At 69.0% G+C, this 17942-nt stretch carries 11 protein-coding genes; 7 read left to right on the top strand and 4 right to left on the bottom strand.

What is annotated here, in order from left to right; translation table 11 throughout:
* Positions 1-77 precede the first annotated feature (77 nt).
* From H7F53_RS15810 to H7F53_RS17945, 4 genes are all read left to right on the top strand, one after another.
* On the top strand, positions 78-2303 hold the full coding sequence (locus H7F53_RS15810; protein ID WP_221773776.1) for an alpha-galactosidase: 2226 nt from the start codon (positions 78-80) through the stop codon (positions 2301-2303).
* 207 nt (positions 2304-2510) lie between these two features.
* Positions 2511-5012: a TonB-dependent receptor domain-containing protein gene (locus tag H7F53_RS15805; protein WP_185680478.1), complete on the top strand. Its 2502-nt coding sequence runs from the start codon at positions 2511-2513 to the stop codon at positions 5010-5012.
* A 113-nt stretch (positions 5013-5125) separates the two neighbouring features.
* Positions 5126-6634 carry a tryptophan halogenase family protein gene (locus H7F53_RS15800; RefSeq protein ID WP_185680477.1) on the top strand — a complete coding sequence of 503 codons (1509 nt, stop codon included), beginning with the start codon at positions 5126-5128 and terminating at the stop codon, positions 6632-6634.
* Positions 6631-8016: a putative 2OG-Fe(II) oxygenase gene (locus tag H7F53_RS17945; protein ID WP_185680476.1), complete on the top strand. Its 1386-nt coding sequence runs from the start codon at positions 6631-6633 to the stop codon at positions 8014-8016. Before H7F53_RS15800 ends, H7F53_RS17945 begins: the two co-directional genes overlap by 4 nt.
* A 116-nt stretch (positions 8017-8132) precedes the next feature.
* Here the strand turns inward: H7F53_RS17945 and gyrB are convergent, their stop codons facing one another.
* The gene (gene gyrB, locus H7F53_RS15790; protein ID WP_185680475.1) at positions 8133-10673 is read right to left on the bottom strand and encodes a DNA topoisomerase (ATP-hydrolyzing) subunit B; all 2541 of its coding nucleotides are present in this window, start codon (positions 10671-10673) and stop codon (positions 8133-8135) included.
* A gap of 205 nt (positions 10674-10878) precedes the next feature.
* Here gyrB and H7F53_RS15785 point away from each other — a divergent pair, with 205 nt between their 5' ends.
* Both H7F53_RS15785 and guaA read left to right on the top strand, forming a co-directional pair.
* Positions 10879-13005, top strand: a complete 2127-nt coding sequence (locus H7F53_RS15785; protein ID WP_185680474.1) for a TonB-dependent receptor — start codon at positions 10879-10881, stop codon at positions 13003-13005.
* 628 nt (positions 13006-13633) lie between these two features.
* Complete coding sequence (guaA, locus tag H7F53_RS15780; RefSeq protein ID WP_185680473.1) at positions 13634-15229, top strand: glutamine-hydrolyzing GMP synthase; 1596 nt, start codon at positions 13634-13636, stop codon at positions 15227-15229.
* Positions 15230-15267: 38 nt separating this feature from the next.
* Here guaA and H7F53_RS15775 read toward each other — a convergent pair whose 3' ends face one another.
* The gene (locus tag H7F53_RS15775; protein WP_221773775.1) at positions 15268-15693 is read right to left on the bottom strand and encodes a winged helix-turn-helix transcriptional regulator; all 426 of its coding nucleotides are present in this window, start codon (positions 15691-15693) and stop codon (positions 15268-15270) included.
* A gap of 74 nt (positions 15694-15767) precedes the next feature.
* Between H7F53_RS15775 and H7F53_RS15770 the strand changes: the two genes are divergently transcribed.
* A complete protein-coding gene (locus H7F53_RS15770; protein ID WP_185680472.1) occupies positions 15768-16640 on the top strand; it encodes an NmrA family NAD(P)-binding protein in 873 nt (290 codons plus the stop codon).
* A gap of 19 nt (positions 16641-16659) precedes the next feature.
* Here H7F53_RS15770 and H7F53_RS15765 read toward each other — a convergent pair whose 3' ends face one another.
* Both H7F53_RS15765 and H7F53_RS15760 read right to left on the bottom strand, forming a co-directional pair.
* The gene (locus tag H7F53_RS15765) at positions 16660-17721 is read right to left on the bottom strand and encodes a PLP-dependent cysteine synthase family protein (RefSeq protein ID WP_185680471.1); all 1062 of its coding nucleotides are present in this window, start codon (positions 17719-17721) and stop codon (positions 16660-16662) included.
* Positions 17722-17750: 29 nt separating this feature from the next.
* The coding region (locus H7F53_RS15760) for a hypothetical protein (RefSeq protein WP_185680470.1) at positions 17751-17942 on the bottom strand (192 nt) is incomplete at its 5' end.

Raw genomic sequence — 17942 nt, 5'->3', positions numbered from 1 at the left:
GACGTCCGGTCGGGTGACCGGGGCAGCCGACCTTCCGTTCGCATGACGCGCCTGCTGCCTGATCAAGGAACCGTCCGATGACCCCGCTCCGCCTCGCTCGCTACCCGCTGGTTTCCGCTCTGGCCGCGGCCATGGCCCTGGCAGTCGTGGCGGGCCCGGCGGATGCCCGGGTCGCGGTCGACGAGGCTGGCCGGGTGTTCCGGCTCGACGGCGCGCAGGTCACCTATGCCTTCGGGGTGGATGAGAAAGGCTATCTCCAGCCGCTCTACTGGGGTGGCGCGCTCGATCCCGCCGCACCGCTGCAGGCCCGGGCCACGCGCGAACTTTCGGGCTTCGATCCGGCCGGGATGCAGACCGCGCAGGAGTATGCCGGGCAGGGCGAGGGGCTGGTCACCGATCCGGGGCTGAAGGTGGCCTTCGCCGATGGCAGTCGCGATCTGGTGCTCAAGTACCGGTCGTATCGCCTCGAGGGCGAGACCTTGGCGATCGAACTGGCCGACATCGCCCGGCCGCTGGTGGTGACACTGCGTTATGCGATCGACGAGCAGACCGGGATCGTCACCCGCACCGCCACGGTCACCAACCGCGGGCGCCAGCCGGTCCGGATCGAGGCCTTTGCCGCCGCCAATCTCACGCTGCCCGGGGCGAGCAGCTATCAGCTGCACTTCCTTTCGGGCCGTCATGCGGCCGAATGGACGCCGCACGCGGTGCCGCTGTCTCCGGCGCTGACGGTGCTGGAAAGCCGGCGCGGCTCGGTCGGGCACGGCAACCAGCCCTGGCTTGCGCTGACCCGTCCGGGGCAGACGACCGAGGAGGCCGGACCGGTGTGGTTCGGCGCGCTGGCCTGGTCGGGTTCGTTCCGCCTGTCTGCCCAGACCGACAACATCGGGCGGGTGCGGGTGGCCGCAGGGTACAACAGCCACGATTTCGTCTGGTCGCTCAAGCCCGGGGAGTCGCTCGAGAGCCCGCGGTTCTATGCCGGTTACAGCCATGCGGGGCTGGGCGGCGCATCGCGGACCTTCCACCGCTTCCAGATGGAGCGCCTCATCCCCGGAGGGGCGGCGGCAGCGCTGCGCCCGGTGCTGTACAATTCATGGGAGGCGACCGCCTTCGACGTGACCGCCGAGGGGCAGATGAAGCTGGCCGAGCGCGCCGCTAAGCTGGGGGTCGAACGCTTCGTGGTCGACGACGGCTGGTTCGGGCAGCGCAACGACGACAAGGCCGGGCTGGGCGACTGGACGGTCAATCCGCGCAAGTTCCCGCAGGGGCTCAAGCCGCTGATCGACAAGGTGCATGCCCTCGGCATGAGCTTCGGCCTGTGGTTCGAGCCCGAGATGGTGAACCGCGACAGCGCGCTCTACCGGGCTCATCCGGACTGGGTGCTCAATTTCCCCGGCCGGCCGCGCACCGAGGGACGCAACCAGCTGGTGCTCAACCTCGCCCGCACCGACGTGCGCGACTATCTGCTGGGCGTGCTCGACAAGCTGCTGCGCGAGAACGACATCCAGTTCATCAAGTGGGATTACAACCGCAACTGGACCGAGCCCGGCTGGCCCGAGGCGGGCCCCGACCAGCAGCGGGTCTATGTCGACTATGTCCGCAACCTCTACTTCATCCTTGCCGAACTGCGCCGTCGCCACCCGGGGCTCGAGATCGAGACCTGCTCGGGCGGCGGTGGCCGGATCGATACCGGGATCATGGCGCTGACCGATCAGGCCTGGACTTCGGACAACACCGATCCGTTTGATCGTCTCGCGATCCAGGACGGCTTCTCGCTGGCCTATGCCCCGGCGATCATGATGGCCTGGGTCACCGACGTGCCGAACTGGGCGAATGGACGGACCACCTCGCTCGATTTCCGGTTCCTCTCGGCGATGCAGGGCGGGCTGGGTATCGGCGCGGACCTCAACAAGTGGACCGCGGGCGACGAGGACACGGCGCGTCGCTGGATCACGGCCTACAAGGGCATCCGCGCCACTGTGCAGCGCGGCCAGCTCTACCGGCTGGTGCGCCCGACCGAGGGCGCGGCGCAGACCGCGACCCTCTACGTCGCCCCGGATCGCGCGCAGGCGGTGCTGTTCGCGATGCAACGCGGCTCGCAGTGGCGCGACCAGTGGGAGCCGCTGCGGCTCGCCGGGCTGGATCCCGCGGCAACCTACGCGGTGCGCGTCCTCGGCGGCGGAGCGCTCCCCGAGGGCGTTCCCGCCCGGGCCAGTGGAGCTTGGTGGCAGAATCAGGGACTTACTCTCAGGCTGCGCGGAGACTATGTGGGCCTGGGGCTGGTGTTCGAAGCCGCCAAATAGCTTTTGAAATTAGTTATTTATGATGTGGTCCGGGTCTCGGCCGCGGCGGTGCAGGACGTATGGTGTAGCCAGATTGCCACAGCGTCCAGGAAAGGTGGCCGAAGGCGACAATCGTTTGCATAAAATCGATTGCAAGGGCGGTTGGGCCATGCAAATGGAACCCTGAGACTTGCAAACGCAAGCGACTCGACTTGTTAGGGAGAGGGTATGACAAAGCGCAATCTGATGAACTGTGCCTCGGCGGGAGCGCTCGCGGTGGTTGCCATGTCGCTGTCCGCACCGGCTGTGGCGCAGGACAAGCCGGCCGATGCCGAGGCATCCGAGGCCGAGGCGATCGTCGTCACCGCCTCCAGCTCCGGCCGCACCGCGCGCAACAGCTCGATCTCGGTTTCGCAGATCAGCCAGGACGCGATCGTCAACTTCACGCCGCGCTCGCAGGCCGAAGTGCTGCGCTCGATTCCCGGCCTGAACGTGCAGGACACCGCGGGTCCGGGCGGCAACGCCAACATCGGCGTGCGCGGTATTCCGGTCAGCACCGGCGGTTCGCAGTATGTCGCGCTGCAGGAAGACGGCCTGCCGGTCGTGTTGTTCGGCGACATGCAGTTCGGCAACAACGACTACTGGGTGCGCTTCGACAACAACGTTGATCGCGTCGAGGCGGTTCGTGGCGGCAGCGCCTCGACCTTTGCCAGCCAGGCGCCGGGTGCGGTCATCAACTACGTGTCGAAGACTGGGACGACCGAAGGCGGCGAGGTCGCCCTCTCGACCGCGCTCAACTACCGCGAGTTCCGCCTCGACTTCGACTACGGCGGCAGGGCCTCGGACACCGTCCGCTATCACTTCGGCGGCTACGTCGTGAACGGCAACGGCCCGACCCGGCTGTCCTACACTGCCTCGCAGGGCTACCAGATCAAGGGCAACATCACCAAGGAGCTGGCCGAGGGCCGCGGCTACATCCGCTTGAACTTCAAGCGCCTGGACGATCAGCAGCCGACCTTCACCGCGATGCCCGCGCTCGCCACGATCTCGGGTGACCGCATCACCGGCTTCTCGACGCTCGGCGGGGTCGATCCGCGCCGCTATGCCTCGACCGGCATCTACAACCAGGACTTCAACATCCTGACCGCCGACGGCACCGTCCGGCGCGTGCAGATGGAAGGCATCCACCCGGTCGCCACGGCGCTCGGCGGGGAATTCCACTACGAGTTCTCGCCCAGCTTCACGCTCGACGAGAAGGTCCGCTGGACCGACATGAGCGGCACCTTCAGCAACCAGTGGACCGGCGCTGTCGCCACCAACGCCCTGATCGGGCAGACCATCGGCAGCGTGAACGGCTCGAACGACACCCGCGTCATCGGCGCCGTCCGCTATGCGGCCGGTCCGCGTGCCGGGCAGGCCTACACCGGCGCCTTCCTGTCGAACAGCGCCCAGGCCTACACCACCATGAAGGACGTCGGCAGCCTCGCCAACGACCTGACGCTGAAGGGCAAGTTCGAGTTCGGCGGGACCCAGCTCAACCTGCGTGGCGGCTGGTTCCACATGCGCCAGAACATCGTCATGGACTGGCGCATCAACAACGCCACCCAGACGCTGGACAGCAATGGCAACCCGGTGCCGCTCAACCTCTTCACGGCGGCGGGGGCGCAGCTCACCGCCAATGGCGTGACCGGCTACAACAACCAGTGGGGCGGCTGCTGCGGCGGCCGGTCGTATGACCTCGCCTACACCAACGACGCGCTCTATCTCGAAGGCGAGGCCGAGAGCGATCGCTGGAACCTGTCGGCCTCGTTCCGCCGCGATTACCTGCGCGCCGAGGGCGTGTCCTATGGCGTGGTCCAGGGCGCGAACATGACCATCACCGACAGCCAGGGCAGCGCCTCGGTGCCGACCTTCAACACCTCGCCGGTGGTGGCGGATCGCCTGAACTACACCAAGGCCTATTCGAGCTGGTCGCTCGGTGCGCTCTACAAGCTGACCGACAGCACCAACGTGTTCGTCCGCGCCTCGCGCGGCGGGCGCTTCGCCGCCGACCGCATGCTCTACGGCGGCAACAGCTTCACGGCCGACGGCCAGCTGACCGCGGGCGGCGATCACCTCTCGGTGAACACCGTCACCCAGCAGGAACTGGGCGTGAAGCACCAGGGCAACATGGGCGGCGCGCGCTACCGCGTCGAGGCGACCATCTACCGTGCCCAGGTCAAGGAATCGAACTACGACTTCACCGCGGTGAGCCGTAACCAGAATCCCTTCACCGACACCATCTTCCGGTCCAGCGGCGTCGAGCTTTCGGGCAACATCGCCGCCGGCGGCTTCGCGATGAACGGCTATGTCGTCTACACCGACAGCGAGGACACCAAGACCGGCCGGGTGCCCGTGGCCATGCCGAAGTGGACCTTCCTGGTCTCGCCGTCCTACGATGCCGGGATCGCCGCGATCGGGCTCAGCCTGTCGGGCCAGTCGCGCTTCTCGATCGGCAGCTTCTCGGCTCCCAGCGCGACCTTCGCCAACGGCTACATCAAGGTCCGCCCGGCTGATAACCTCGAGGTCGGCGTCAATGCCAACAACCTGTTCAACACCCTGGGCTATCGCGCCAACAACGGCAGCATCCAGGGGCGCGGAACCGGCGGCCTGACCGCGAACCAGGGGATCTTCGACAACTCGGCCATGCTCGGCCGCACGTTGACCGCCTCGATCCGCTACCGGTTCTGAGCCGGCGCCCCGGCCCGGGGCACTTGAACCTCAGGGAGGCGGGTCAGGACATTGCGTCTGGCCCGCCTTTCCTGTTTGTGGCGTCAGCGAGAGGAACCGGAAAGGTGAGCGGGATGGATCGCAGGATTCGCGAGGTGCTGATCGTGGGCGGGGGCTCGGCCGGGTGGATGACCGCGGCGATGCTGGCCCATGCCCTGAAGCAGGACTGCGCGATCACCCTGGTGGAGAGCGAGGAGATCGGCACGGTCGGGGTGGGCGAGGCGACGATCCCGCCGATCCGCCTGTTCAACCAGACCCTGGGCATCGACGAGCGCGAATTCATGGCGCGCACCAAGGGCAGCTTCAAGCTGGGGATCGAGTTCGTCGGCTGGGGTCGCGAGGACAGCCGCTACTTCCATCCGTTCGGTCCGTTCGGCAAGGACTTCGACCTGGTTCCGCTGCACCAGTACTGGCTGAAGGCGCGCGCCGACGGCGAGACCGCACCGCTCGACGATCATTCGATGGCCTGGCACATCGCCCGGGCCGGAAAGTTCAGCCACCCCGCGCCCGATCCGCGCTCGGTGATGTCGACCTTCGACTATGCCTATCACTTCGACGCCGGGCTCTATGCCGCCTTCCTGCGCGCCTATGCCGAAGCGCGGGGTGTCACCAGGGTCGAAGGCAAGATCGCCGACGTGGCGCTCCACGGCGAGAGCGGCTTCGTCGAGAGCGTGACCCTCGAAGACGGGCGCCGGCTGGCGGCCGAACTGTTCATCGACTGCTCGGGCTTCCGCGGCCTGCTGATCGAGGGCGCGCTCCATACCGGCTATGACGACTGGTCGCACTGGCTGCCCTGCGACCGCGCGGTCGCCATGCCTTGCGCCCATCCGGCCGGGGACAGCAACCCCACCCCCTACACCCGCTCGACCGCGCGCGAGGCCGGCTGGCAATGGCGCATCCCGCTGCAGCACCGGGTCGGCAACGGCTATGTGTTCTGCAGCAGTTTCCTCGACGAGACCCGCGCGGGTGAGCTGCTGGCGAGCCGGCTCGACGGCAAGGCCCTGGCCGATCCGCGCGGGCTGCGCTTCACCGCCGGGCGGCGCAAGCTGCACTGGAACCGCAACGTCATCGCGGTGGGGCTGGCCTCCGGGTTTCTCGAGCCGCTGGAATCGACCTCGATCCACCTGATCCAGGCCAACATCTCGAAGATCCTCGCGCTGTTTCCCGATCGCGATTTCGATCCCGCGACCCGCGACGAGTTCAACCGCGTCGCCCACGGCGAGATGGAGCGCATCCGCGACTTCATCATCCTGCACTACAAGCTGACCCAGCGGCAGGACTCCGAGCTGTGGCGCTATGTCAGCGCGATGCCGATCCCGGACACGCTGGCGCTGAAGATCGATCACTTCCGCCGCTATGGCCGGCTGACCGCGCGCGAGCTCGACCTGTTCGCGCCGCCCTCGTGGCTGGCGGTCCATGTCGGGCAGAACAACCTGCCCGAGGCGCACGACCCGCTGCTCGACTATCGCGGGATCGACGCGCGCGACTGGCTGGCCCGGCTGCGCGGGGCGATGGCGGGCGAGGCGGCGCGGCTGCCCAGCCATGGCGCGGTGCTCGCCCGGCATTGCGCCGCGGCGGTGTGACCCCCGAGGCGCTCCGCTGGCGCGACGAGGCGCGCGCGCTGCGCGCCGGGCAGCAGATGATCGAGGCTGAGCAGGCGATGGCGCGCGCGCGCGCGCTGGCGCCGGGCGACCCGCTGATCGCGTTCCTCCACGCCCAGTTGCGTTACGAGCTCGGCCACCCGGCGGCCGACCTGTTCGCGGCGGTGGCGCGGCAGTGGCCCGACAACCTTGATGCCGTGCGCAACCAGGCTCTGGCCGAGGCCAGCGAGGGACGGCCCGAACGCGCGGTCGGGCTGCTGTCCGCCGCGGTGCAGCGCCATCCCGGCTGGGCCGAGGGGCACCGGGTGCTGGCCGCGCTGGAATGGGTGCGCGGCAACACGGCCGGCTACGATGCCTCCTATGCCGTGGCGGTCGGCGCCGAGCCCGGCAATGCCGCGCTGTGGCTCGGCTGGTTCGGGGCGGTGGCGCAATTGCGCGACTGGCCACGGGCCCGGCGCATCGTCGCCGCGGCCGAATCCGACCTCGGCCCGCATCGGGCCCTGCTCGAGGCGCGGCTGTTCATTGCCAGCGAGAGCGGCGACGAGGCCGAGACCGCGCGTCTGCTGGCGTTGACCGCCGGGTGGCCGCAGCCGTTCGTGCGGATCGCCGCGATCCGCCATGCGCTGCGCCAAGGGGCCCCCGATCGGGCCCTGGCGCTGGCCCTGCCGGTGGCCGAGCGCGCCCCCGCCTCGTCCGAGGCCGGGCAGGTCTGGCCCTATGTCGCCACCTGCTGGCGGCTGCTGGACGATCCACGGGCCGGCTGGCTTGATGGCGAGGGGGCTTTCGTGCGGGTTCACGATGTCGCCCTTTCGTCGGCCGATCTGGCCGAACTTGCTAGCCTGCTGCGGACCCTGCACGGGTTTCAGCTGCCCTATGCCGAGCAGTCGGTGCGCGGCGGGACCCAGACCGACCGCAGCGTGCTGCTGCGGCACGAGCCGGTGATGCAGCGCACCCGCGCCGCACTGCTCGCCGCGGTCGAGGACTATGTCGCCACCCTGCCGCCGCCGGACGCGGCCCACCCGCTCCTGGGGCGCCCGCGCGGGCGCCAGCTGATCAGCGGCAGCTGGTCGGTGCGGCTCGGCGGCGGGGGCTTCAACGTGGCCCATTCGCATCCGCAGGGCTGGCTGAGCAGCGCCTTCTACGTCAGCCTGCCCCAGCCAGAGCAACTCGGGCCGGCGCCCGCCGGGCACTTCCACTACGGCGCGCCGCCCGAGGCACTCGGCCTCGGGCTTGCGCCCCGTGCCACGATCGCCCCGCGGGTCGGGCAGGTGGTGCTGTTCCCCTCGACCCTGTGGCACGGCACCCTGCCATTCGCGGAGGGTGAGCGGCTCAACATCGCGTTCGATGTGGTGCCCGCAGCCTAGCGCGTTTCCAGCCGGATGGAATCACCCGGCGACGCGGAAAACCTGGTAAATCAGCAGGCTGGAGCGATCCTTCCGATGCGGTCGGAAGCGATTTCGCTCCACCCGCCAGAGCCCGCTCACACGTCGAGGTTGGCCACGTTCAGCGCGTTTTCCTGGATGAAATCGCGCCGCGGCTCGACCACGTCGCCCATCAGCCGGGTGAAGATCTCGTCGGTCACGTCGGCGTCCTCCACCTTGACCTGCAGCAGCGCGCGGTTGTCGGGGTCGAGCGTGGTTTCCCAGAGCTGTTCGGCATTCATCTCGCCAAGGCCCTTGTAGCGCTGGATCGACAGGCCCTTGCGCCCGGCCGCCATGACCGCCTCGAGCAGCTGGGTCGGCCGGGTGATCGCACCCTCCGGCACTGCGGCGCGCGGGGCCTGGGCGCCGGGGCCGTCATCGGCCTCGTCCAGCACCACCTCGGGCTCCGGCTCCGGCTCGGCGCTGCCCTTCACCAGGTTGACCGGGCCGAGGTAGACCTCGACGTTCTCCTGGGCGAGCCGCGCCAGCTTGCGCGCCTCGGCGCTGCCGAGGAAGCTGGCCTCGATCACGTGATGGTCGGTCACCCCGCGCCAGACCCGCTCGACCCGCACCGCACCGTCCTCGCCGGTATAGGCGCGCCACCGCGCCTCGGGATCGCCGCGGTCCAGCCACTGCGCGGCCCGGCCCAGCGCCGTTTCGCGCGCCACGTCGGCCAGATCGGGCTCGAGCACGCCGGCCAGCGCCAGCGCCTCGACGATGGCTGGATCGTGGCGCCGCGGCACGAAGCCCATCAGCGACTTCATCCGCAGCGCATGCTCGACCAGCGCCTCGAGCTCGGCCCCGCCGCGGGCGCCGCCCTGCGTCTCGAGGATGCGGCCGGCCAGCCCGGCCTCGACCAGATAGCGGTCGAGCGCGGCATTGTCCTTGAGGTAGACCTCGCTGCGGCCCTTGGCGACCTTGTAGAGCGGCGGCTGCGCGATGAACAGGTGTCCGGCCTTGATGATCTCGGGCATCTGGCGGTGGAAGAAGGTGAGCAGCAGCGTGCGGATATGCGCACCGTCGACGTCGGCGTCGGTCATGATCACGATCTTGTGATAGCGCAGCTTGTCGAGGTTGAACTCGTCGCGGATCCCGGTGCCCATCGCCTGGATCAGCGTGCCGACCTCCTTCGAGCTGATAATCCGGTCGAACCGGGCGCGCTCGACGTTGAGGATCTTGCCCTTGAGCGGGAGGATCGCCTGGGTCGCGCGGTCACGCCCCTGCTTGGCCGAGCCGCCGGCCGAATCCCCCTCGACCAGGAACAGTTCGCACTTGCTGGGGTCGCGCTCCTGGCAATCGGCCAGCTTGCCGGGCAGACTGGCGATGTCCATCGCGCCCTTGCGCCGGGTCAGTTCGCGGGCGCGGCGCGCGGCCTCGCGCGCGGCGGCGGCGTCGATGATCTTCATGATCACCGCCTTGGCATAGGCCGGGTTCTCCTCCAGCCACTCGGTCATCTTGTCGCCCATCAGGCTTTCGAGCGGCTGGCGGACCTCCGACGAGACCAGCTTGTCCTTGGTCTGGCTGGAGAACTTGGGGTCCGGCAGCTTGACCGAGACGATCGCGGTCAGGCCCTCGCGCATGTCGTCACCGGTGAGGCTGACCTTCTCCTTCTTCAGCATGCCGCTCTTCTCGGCATAGTTGTTGAGGGTGCGGGTCAGCGCCGCGCGGAAAGCGGCGAGGTGCGTGCCGCCGTCGCGCTGCGGGATGTTGTTGGTGAAGCACAGGACGTTTTCGTAGTAGCTGTCGTTCCACTCCAGCGCGACGTCGATCCCGATGCCGTCGCGCTGGGCCGAGATCGCGATCGGATCGGGCAGCAGCGCCTGCTTGTTGCGATCCAGGTACTTCACGAAGGCCGCGATGCCGCCCTCGTAGTAAAGGTCGTGCTCCTTGATCTCCTCGCCGCGCCGGTCGCGCAGCAGGATCCGCACGCCCGAGTTGAGGAAGGCGAGTTCGCGGTAGCGGTGCTCGAGCTTCTCGAAATCATAGACGGTGACGTTCTTGAAGGTCTCGTCCGAGGCGAGGAAAGTGACCCGGGTGCCCTTCTTCGGCCGCTTTTGCCCGTCCGGGCCGTCCACCATCGGCGCGTCGCCCACCACCTTCAGCGGGCCCACGGCATCGCCGAGGGCGAACTTCATCCAGTGTTCCTTGCCCTCGCGCCAGATCGTCAGTTCGAGCCACTCGGACAGGGCGTTGACCACTGACACGCCGACCCCGTGGAGCCCGCCCGAGACCTTGTAGGCGTTGTCGTCCGACGTGTTCTCGAACTTCCCGCCGGCGTGGAGCTGGGTCATGATGACCTCGGCGGCCGAAACGCCTTCCTCGGAGTGGATGTCGGTGGGAATGCCGCGCCCGTTGTCCTCGACCGAGACCGAACCGTCGGGGTTGAGCTCGATCAGCACCAGATCGCAATGGCCGGCCAGCGCCTCGTCGATCGCGTTGTCCGATACCTCGAAGACCATGTGGTGCAGGCCCGAACCATCGTCGGTGTCGCCGATGTACATGCCGGGGCGCTTGCGCACGGCGTCCAGGCCCTTGAGGACCTTGATCGAATCGGCACCGTAGGCGTTCTGGTTCGGGGTGTTTTCGGGCTGCTCAGACATATCAGGCCTATAGGGACTCACGCGCGCGCGGGGAACCCGTGGCGGTTCGGCTTCCACAGCTAAGGATCGGCACCGCGACGGGCGAACCTGTCGTAAATGTAATGTTGTAACATGACAAGAATGCGCCTAAGGTCGGGGCAGTGGCCGTGCCCGGGGTGGGGAACGGCGCTTTCTGACCAACTGACCGAAACACGGGACTTTTTTCATGCGCCTTGCCCTGACCGCCGTCCTGCTGGCCACCACTGCCAGCCTCCTCGCCGTCCCGGCCCACGCCGCGGCGGAGGCCCCGGCGCCAGCGGCGCCGGACGCGGACGATCCGCACAGCCACACTCCGCAGGACATCGTGGTGACCGGCGCGCTGCCGCGCAGCCGCCAGGACATCCTCTCGGGCGTGGCGGTGATCCAGGGGGTGGAGCTCGACCGCGAGCTGCGCGCCTCGATCGGTGAAACGCTGGCCCGCACCCCGGGCGTCTCGGCCACCTCGTTCGGCCCGACCGCCTCGCGTCCGGTGCTGCGCGGCCTGCAGGGCGAACGCGTCCGCCTGCTGGCCGACGGGATCGGCTCGATCGACGTGTCGAACACCTCGGCCGACCACGCCGCCGTGGTCAATCCGCTGCTCGCCGAGCGGATCGAGGTGCTGCGCGGCCCGCAATCGCTGCTGTACGGCTCTTCGGCGATCGGCGGCGTGGTCAACGTGATCGACCGGCGCATCCCCACCGTCCTGCCGACCGAGCCGTTCCATGTCGGTGCGGTCGGCACCTATGGCACCGCAGCCAAGGAGCGCGCGCTGGCCGGCACCGCCGAACTGGCGCTGGGCGGCGGCTTCGTTGCCCATGTCGACGGCAGCTACAACCAGACCGACGACCTGCGCATCGGCGGCTTCGCGCTCACGCCTGCCCTGCGCGCCACGGCGCTGCGCACGGCGGCGCTCGTGGGCAGCCAGCCCGGCGACGACCCCGATTTCGCCGCCAATGCGGCGGTGCGCGGGATCCTGCCGAACAGCGCGGCCAAGACCTGGACCGGTGGCGCCGGGCTGTCCTACATCGATGCCGGCGGCATGATCGGGCTGTCCTACACCCGCACCGACAGTCTTTATGGCATCCCGGTGCGCTTCGCGACCGAACCGGGGCAGAGCCAGGAAGGGCCGCGCCTGCAGCTGGTGCAGGACCGGCTCGACCTGCGCGCCGCGATCAATGCGGGCGGCCAGGTCATCGACAAGGTGCTGCTGCGCGCGGGCTTTGCCGACTATGTCCATTCCGAGCTGGAGCCCGACGGCTCGGTCGGCACCACCTTCCTCAACAAGGGCATCGAGGCGCGGCTCGAGCTGACCCAGGCGGCTCACGGCGCGTGGCGCGGCGCCAGCGGCGTGCAGTTCGTCAGCCGCGATTTCAACGTGGTGGGCGAGGAGGCCTTCCTGCCCAAGAACGGAACGCGCCAGATTGGCCTGTTCACCCTCCAGACGCTGGATTACGGCGCGTGGAAGCTGGAGGCCGGCGCCCGTTACGAGCACGCCCGGCTGACCTCGACCCCCGCGGCTGACCAGCCCCAGTTCGTCTCCACGGCCCGCACCTTCGACACGGTCTCGCTCTCGGGCGGCGCATCCTATCAGGTCGTTCCCGGCTGGCGGCTGGGCGTGAACCTGTCGCGCACCGAACGCGCCCCGGCGGCCGAGGAGCTGTTTGCCAACGGCCCGCATGCCGGAACCGAGGCCTTCGAGATCGGTGATCCGGGCCTGCGGATCGAGCGTGCGAACAGCATCGAGGCGGTGCTGCGCGGGCAGGGCGAGGGCTACAGTCTCGAGGCCTCGGTCTATCACACCTGGTTCGACAACTTCATCTACATGGCGCGCACCGGCGCGATCGAGGACGGCCTGCCGGTTTACCAGATCGGTCAGGCGGGCGCGCGCTTCTACGGTTTCGAGATCGACGGCGAGGCGACCCTCGCGCGGGCCGGGGACTGGACGGTCAAGGCCGATGCCATGGCCGACTATGTCCACGCGACGATCGATGCGTTCGGCCCGGCGCCGCAGATCCCGCCGCTGCGCGTGCTCGGCGGTCTGAGCGCGTCGGCGACCAACTGGGACCTGCGCACCGAGGTGGAGCACGTCACCGCGCAGACCCGCATCGCCACCAACGAGACCGTCACCCCGGCCTATACCCAGGTCAATGCCAGCGTCAGCTGGCGGCCGTGGGGCGAGGACCGGCCGGTGACCTTCCTGCTGAGCGCCAACAACCTGTTCGATGTCACCGCGCGGCGGCACGCCTCGTTCCTCAAGGACTACGCGCCCCTCGCCGGACGGGACATCCGCGTCACCGCACGGCTGGAGCTCTGAGCGCCGGGCGGGGCGCTCCCCGCCACGGCGCGCCCCGCGCTGTGCTGTCCGCCCCCCGGGCTTGGTCCGGGGCGCGGCGGGACCCGCTGTCCTACATGGCCCGGCCCTGTCACACTCCGGCCGGCTCTTTGCATCGTGGAACCCTGGTCGCCGTCCGCCGGCATTTTCGCAACGCGGCGGTGGGTGACCTTGGAGAAGTTCGAGAACTTGTCCGGCGCTGTGTGGCCCGGGCGGGTACCCTCCGGACCGGCGCGAAGGTGGATGCTGCACATGCGAAAGCGGCCGCCCCGGGGGGCGGCCGCTTTGGCGTCTGCGGTCAACCGCGGCTCAGATGAGCGTCGCGGTGAACATCAGGCCGCTGGCAGAAGCGGCGATGATGACCGGCAGCACGAACTGGCTGATGCTGCGCATGGTTTCCTCCTTTTGCGGGATACGCCGAAGCGTGTCCTCAATACGCCAAACTGCGTATCATGGGGGCGCATTTAGGTATGGCCCGGCTATGCTGCAAGTGCGAAATGATCATCTGCAGTTGCACGAAACGCAACTGTAATGGCCGCATTCGGCGGGCCTGTGCGTGGGTGGCCGGGCGCGGCTGGACAGCGCCCGCGGGGATCATTATCCGCCGGCCATGACCATCCAGCCCTCAGACTCGATCCTGCCCCAGGACTCTATCCTGCCCCAGGACTCTATCCTGATCGTCGATTTCGGCTCGCAGGTAACCCAGCTCATCGCCCGCCGCGTGCGCGAGGCCGGCGTCTATTCCGAGATCGCCCCGTTCGGCAGTGCCGCCGCGGCCTTCGCCCGGTTGCAGCCGAGGGGCGTGATCCTCTCGGGCGGGCCGGCCTCGGTCACCCGCGAGGACGGTCCGCGGATCCCGGAGGAGATCCTCCATTCGGGTCTGCCGATGCTGGGCATCTGCTACGGCCAGCAGGCGCTGATGCAGCAGCTGGGCGGCGAGGTGCTCGAGGGCGATGCCGGCGAATTCGGCCGCGCCTTCATCGACATCTCCGATCGCTGCGTCCTGTTCGACGGGCTCTGGGCCGAGGGCGAGAAGCACCAGGTCTGGATGAGCCACGGCGACAAGGTGACCCGGCTGGCCCCCGGCTTCCGCCCCGTCGCGGCCAGTCCGGGCGCGCCCTTCGCGGTGGTCGCCGATGACGCGCGGCGGATCTATGCCATGCAGTTCCATCCCGAGGTGGTGCACACCCCCGATGGCAGCAAGTTGATCAAGAACTTTGTCCGTCACGTCTGCGGCCTCGCCGGGGACTGGACCATGGCCGAGTTCCGCAAGACCAAGATTGCCGAGATCCGTGCGCAGGTGGGCGACGGCAAGGTGATCTGCGGCCTGTCGGGCGGCGTCGATTCGGCGGTTGCCGCGGTGCTGATCCACGAGGCGATCGGCGATCAGCTGACCTGCGTGTTCGTCGATCACGGCCTGATGCGGCTGGGCGAGGCCGAGCAGGTCGTCGGCCTGTTCCGCAACCATTACAACATCCCGCTGGTTCACAAGGACGTGTCGGCGCTGTTCCTTGGCGGGCTGGCCGGGGTCACCGATCCCGAGGCGAAGCGCAAGTTCATCGGCAAGACCTTCATCGACGTCTTCGAGGAAGAGGCCCGCGCCATCGGCGGGGCCGATTTCCTCGCCCAGGGCACGCTCTATCCCGACGTGATCGAGAGCGTCAGCTTCACCGGTGGCCCCTCGGTCACGATCAAGAGCCACCACAACGTCGGCGGCCTGCCCGAGCGGATGAACATGCAGCTGGTCGAGCCGCTGCGCGAGCTGTTCAAGGACGAAGTGCGCGAGCTGGGACGTGAGCTGGGCCTGCCCGACGTCTTCGTCGGCCGCCATCCGTTCCCCGGGCCGGGCCTCGCCATCCGCATTCCCGGCGAGGTTTCGCGCGAGCGCTGCGACATCCTGCGCAAGGCCGATGCGATCTACCTGGAGGAGATCCGCAACGCCGGGCTCTACGACGCGATCTGGCAGGCCTTCGCCGTGCTGCTCCCGGTCAAGACCGTGGGTGTGATGGGCGACGGGCGGACCTATGACAATGTCTGCGCGCTGCGCGCGGTGACCAGCACCGACGGCATGACCGCCGACATCTATCCTTTCGATGCCGCCTTCCTCAGCCGGGTTGCCACGCGCATCATCAACGAGGTCAAGGGCATCAATCGCGTGGTCTACGACTACACCAGCAAGCCGCCCGGCACGATCGAGTGGGAGTGAGCCGCCCGGGCGGACATTGGTCGGCCTGATCGGCCTGTCTAATCGGACTGGCTGTCCTGGTACTGCCGCTGCGCCGCGAACACGGCCTCGCGGTGCGTGGTGGCCCAGTCGACCAGCCCGAGCAGCGGGCCCATCAGCGATTCGCCCAGCGCGGTCAGGGCATACTCCACCGCGGGCGGGCGGGTGTCGAACACGGTCCGCCTCAGCAGTCCGTTCTGCTCGAGATCGCGCAGCCCCTGGGTCAGCATGCGCCGCGAGATGTCGGGCAGGGCCCGCAGTAGCGCGTTGAAGCGCTTGGGCCCGTCGTGGAGCTCGAGCAGGATCAGCACGGTCCACTTGGCGGCCACCTGATCGAGGATCGTGCGGATCGGGCAGGCCTGCGGCGCGAAGCCCATCGCCTGCCATTCGGCCAGGCGGCTGGGCCGCGGCCCGGCGGCAGGGTTCCCTGCGGGTAACCTGGTCACGAAAACCTGCCTCCTTTTCACGCCGCACAAGGTCTCTATCTGAGACTTGATTACGCTAGTTGAAGGGATCCGTCATGACCAGATATCTCGTTACCGGCGCCTCGGGCGAGCTCGGCCAGCTGGCCGTGGCCGAGCTCGCCCAGCTCGTGGGGCCGGCGGCCATCGTCGCCCTGGTGCGCTCGGACGCGGCCGCGACCGCCTATGCCGCGCAGGGCATCGCCACCCGGCGCGGCGACTACGACGACCGGGCATCGCTGGAGGCGGCCTTCGCCGGGGTGGACCGCCTGCTGTTCATCTCGTCTTCGGCGATTGGCAGCCGGCTGGTCCAGCACGCCAACGTCGTGGCTGCGGCGCAGGGGGCCGGGGTGGGCTTCATCGCCTATACCTCGCTGCTGGGTCCCGCGGCCCGCGCCATGCGGATCGGCGCGGAACATGTTGCCACCGAGGCCATGCTGGCCGACAGCGGCATCCCCCACACCCTCCTGCGCAACGGGTGGTACATCGAGAACGTCCTGATGGGCTTGCCGCAGGCGCTGGCCGCCGGGCAGATCTACGGTTCATCCGGCGAGGGCCGCTTCTCGCCCGCCACCCGCGCCGACTATGCCGCCGCGGCCGCCGTGGTCCTGAACGGAGGGCACGATGGCGCGGTGCTGGAACTGGGCGGGGACGAGGCCTTCACCATGGGCGAGTTCGCCGCCACGCTGAGCCAGCTGAGCGGTCGGACGATCGGCTTCGTCTCGATCCCCGAGGCGGCACTGGCGGCGGTCATGGTCCAGGCCGGCCTGCCCGCAACGGTGGCCGAGGTGTTGGCCGATGCCGATGCCCGGGCCGCCCGGGATCTGCTGTTCGCACCGGCCGGCGGGCTCTCGGGCCTGCTCGGTCGTCCCACCACCTCCTATGCCACGGTGCTCCGCGCCGCGCTGGCCGATGTCGCGGCGGTGACCTGACCGGCCGTCCGCGGCGCGGCTAGCCGAGGAATTCGGCGACGTCCCGCGCCGCCGGCTGCCAGTCCAGCCCCTTGGCTGCGAGCCAGGCATCATCGTAATAGGTCGTGGCGTAGCGTTCGCCACCATCGCACAGCAGGGTCACAACGCTGCCCGTCTCGCCACGGGCTGCCATGTCGCGGATGATCGTGGCGCAGGCGATGATGTTGGTCCCCGTCGATCCCCCCACGCGGCGGCCGAGCACGTCCGACAGGGCCCGCATCGCGCCCACCGAGTCGGCGTCCGCAACCGCGATCATCCGGTCGATCACCCCGGGAACGAAGCTGGGCTCCACCCGCGGGCGGCCGATGCCTTCGATCAGGCAGGCCTCACCCGGGGGGAGCAGGGTCTGCGACGGATCGGCGAAATGACGGTGGAAGATCGAGGCCGCGGGGTCGGCCACGCAGAGCCGCGTGGCATGGCGGCGATAGCGGATGAACCGGCCGATCGTGGCCGAGGTACCGCCGGTCCCGGCACCGCAGACGATCCAGGCGGGAACCGGGTGCGCCTCCTCGGCCAGCTGGGCGAAGATGCTCTCGGCGATGTTGTTGTTGCCGCGCCAGTCGGTCGCGCGTTCGGCATGGGTGAACTGGTCAAGGTAGTGGCCACCGGTCTCGCGCGCCAGCCGTTCGGCTTCGGTGTAGACCTTGCGGGCATCCTCCACCTTGTGGATCTCGCCGCCCTGGAAGCGGATCGCCGCCAGCTTGGCCTCGGCCGTGGTGGCCGGGACGACCGCGATGTAGCGCAGCCCCAGCATCCGCGCGAAATAGGCTTCCGAAACCGCAGTCGAGCCCGAACTCGCCTCGATCACGCAGGTGTCGGGCCCGATCTGGGCATTGCACAGGGCATAGAGGAACAGCGAGCGCGCCAGCCGGTGCTTGAGGCTGCCGGTCGGGTGCGAGCTCTCGTCCTTGAGATACAGGTCGATCCCCGGAAACCGCGACAAGGGGACGCGGATCAGGTGGGTGTCGGCCGACCGGTTGTAGTCGGCGGCGATCCGCCGGATCGCCTCGTCCAGCCAGGCGCGGTCCGCAGTGGTGGTCATGATGTTGCCCCAGGCCCGACCGGGGCCGCTCAGAACGGGATGTCGTCGTCCAGATCGTCGGCGAAGCCGCCGCCGCCATTGCCGCCCTGGTTCCAGCCGCCACCGGCCGCGCCGCCGCCGCCCGAACGGCCGCCGCCGAAGCCGCCGCCCCCTCCGCCGGCGCCGCCCCCGCCAGCACCGCCATCGTAGCCGCCGGACCGGCCGCCACCCTGGCCGCCGCC

The sequence above is a fragment of the Novosphingobium piscinae genome, from assembly GCF_014230355.1.
GTDB lineage: Bacteria > Pseudomonadota > Alphaproteobacteria > Sphingomonadales > Sphingomonadaceae > Novosphingobium > Novosphingobium piscinae.
Note: the sequence above shows the minus strand (reverse complement) of the source record. Positions and strands in the feature narration are given on the sequence as shown.